Below are 1,950 nucleotides of genomic sequence, written 5' to 3' on the forward strand. Positions count from 1 at the left end.
ACTCAGCTTTTTAGCCATCCCGATCTTATGTTTAATTAGGTGGATTTAGTTATCTTGACGGTTGCTATATATGTCATTGCGAGCCAAGCGCAGCGCAGTTGCGAGGGTACGGATCTTGCCCGAAGCAATCGCAAGGTAAGGCTTTGAGCGCTCGCAATGACATATCCCAAGTAATTTGTTGGACATTGTATTAAGTCAAGTCCTACTTACTAAAATCAACCAGGAGTTTGCTGCAATTCTGGTCTTTCTTCAGCAACAATTGCCCCTGCCACTGGACAGACTTGCAGACAAATCCCGCAATCAATGCAAGTTTGAAAATCAATCCAATACCAATCAGTTCCCTTAACATTTTTGCCAGGCCCTTCATGAATACAGGCAACGGGACAAGCGTCTACACAATCAGCAACACCTTCGCAAATATTGGTAACGATAGTATGGGGCATATTTCCTTTGTTTGTTAGTGGTTAGTGGTTAATTATTAGTGTTAGCAGTTATAGCTACGATGCTCCGATGCTCCGATGCTCAGGACTAGGGAAGAAGAGAATAGAATTAAGGGTTTGAGGAAACCAGAATGCCCTAACCACCTTGCCGGTTGCTATAACTGTTAACCATTATTGTTAGCAGTTAACAGTTAACAGTTAACAGTTAACCATTAGCTAAGTCCCGGTTTCAATAGTCGGCAACCCTGCGGCATTAATCCAGACAACTTGACTAATACGGCGATTGCGAGCATATTCCCGCACTTCCTCGGCAGTTTCCCGCCCTCCTAAATCTACTTCAACTCGGACTAAAGGAGCAGACTCTCGAAGTTTTTGGGCATAGGAAAACGCCGCTGCATAAGCTTGGGGTGTTTCCGGTATTACTAACCAATCACTCCCAGGCGTTTCTCTGGGCAATTCTCCAGTATTTAACAGAATATAGTGCAAGTCTTCAATGTTAAATGAAAACCCGATTCCTGGGTAAGAAGTCCCTTCGGGATGATAGAGTCCCAACAGTCGATCGTATCGTCCGCCCTGTCCCAAAACTCGCTGTTCTCCCTCAGTATTGCTAACAATTTCAAACACAATACCAGTGTAGTAGTCAAATGTTTGAATCAAACTGAGGTCAAGATGGATTTGGAATGCGCCCTCCTGACTCTGACCAAGGGCAAGAGCAGTTTTAGATTGACATTCATTGAGCAAATCGACAAGAGATTTGAGATTATTTACCGCTTCTCGCTGCGATAAATCTAAATCCAGGTTAGCAACTATTGGTAGCACATCCTGTGGACGGCCTCGGAGGTCGAACAGCAAAAATGCCCTTTCCCGGAGTTCTGGGGACAGAGGCAACGTTTCTAGGGCAATACGGTCAAGATTTGCGATCGCACTCCTCACCCGATCTCGCACCTGCACCGGAAAGGGATCGAGAAGCTTCGCTGTCAAGCCAGCTTCCCCTAAAACCAAATGCCACCCACTCAACCCCAAGTTCTGCAAGCACTCGCACAGCAACAGCAAAATTTCCACATCCGCCGCGACACCGCCAGCGCCGAGTAATTCCACGCCAGCTTGATAAAATTCCTGCTGGCTACCGTGACCACCAAATCCCCGCCCTTTACGGAAAACATTCGCATTGTAGTAGAGGCGCTGCGGCCAAGCTGCGCTGTCCACCATGCGCGTTGCGGCTGCCCTAGCAATGGAAGCAGTCAACTCCGGTCGCAAGCCGAGTTCGCCATCTTCAGCATCTTGTAACTGAATTACCGTTGAACGTTGAACGGCTCCACCGGCCATTAAAGTATCCAACCGTTCAAGGGTAGAGGTAATAATTCGGTGATAGCCCCAGCGGTGAAAAACCTGCTGCAAGCGGCGTTCTATCGAGATTTTTTGGGCAACATCGAGGGGCAGTAGATCCCTTGCACCCGAAGGAGGTTGATGAACCATTCTAGAGGATTTTATTAATTGGTAATTGGCAAGT

2 protein-coding genes are annotated in these 1,950 nt (G+C 47.2%); both read right to left on the reverse strand.

Going from position 1 to position 1,950, the window contains the following annotated elements:
• Positions 1–215 precede the first annotated feature (215 nt).
• Complete coding sequence (locus tag OSCI_RS09455; RefSeq protein ID WP_007354701.1) at positions 216–443, reverse strand: indolepyruvate ferredoxin oxidoreductase subunit alpha; 228 nt, start codon at positions 441–443, stop codon at positions 216–218.
• 213 nt (positions 444–656) lie between these two features.
• Positions 657–1,916, reverse strand: coding sequence for an ATP phosphoribosyltransferase regulatory subunit (locus OSCI_RS09460; protein WP_007354702.1), 1,260 nt, complete (start codon positions 1,914–1,916; stop codon positions 657–659).
• Positions 1,917–1,950 lie beyond the last annotated feature (34 nt).

Origin of the sequence: Kamptonema sp. PCC 6506 (genome assembly GCF_000180455.1) — a bacterium.
Classification (GTDB): domain Bacteria; phylum Cyanobacteriota; class Cyanobacteriia; order Cyanobacteriales; family Microcoleaceae; genus Kamptonema; species Kamptonema formosum.

Coding starts and splice junctions, on each gene's coding strand:
- OSCI_RS09455 (WP_007354701.1), bottom strand. CDS start 443: ATGCCCCATACTATCGTTACCAATATTTGCGAAGGTGTTGCTGATTGT.
- OSCI_RS09460 (WP_007354702.1), bottom strand. CDS start 1,916: ATGGTTCATCAACCTCCTTCGGGTGCAAGGGATCTACTGCCCCTCGAT.